This window comes from Enterobacter sp. ENT02 (assembly GCF_019219165.1).
GTDB classification, from domain to species: Bacteria; Pseudomonadota; Gammaproteobacteria; order Enterobacterales; family Enterobacteriaceae; genus Enterobacter; species Enterobacter mori.
This window is the reverse complement of sequence record NZ_JAHUWD010000045.1, coordinates 1-255: the sequence shown is the minus strand read 5'-3', so window position 1 is coordinate 255 and position 255 is coordinate 1. Positions and strand designations below refer to the sequence as shown.

Here is a 255-nt window from a genome sequence, read left to right as displayed (position 1 = left end):
CGGGCAAGGTGGAAATCACCGGCGTGACCGACGACGTCGGCAGCGTGACCGGCAGCCTGTCCCAGAACGCGGTCACCGACGATACCCGTCCGCAGATCAGCGGCACGGCGAAGGCGGGCAGCACCGTAACCATCATGGACGGCAGCAACGTGCTGGGCACCACCACCGCGGGCGCGGACGGCACCTGGAGCTTCACGCCGAGCGTGGATCTGGGTCGCGGCGAGCACAGCTTCACCGCCACGGCGAAGGATCCGA

Annotated in this window: 1 protein-coding gene; it reads left to right on the top strand. The window is 69.0% G+C overall.

Annotated elements, in window-relative coordinates; genetic code table 11:
- On the top strand, nucleotides 1-255 hold a 255-nt coding region (locus KW829_RS22825), incomplete at both ends, for an Ig-like domain-containing protein (protein ID WP_218309152.1).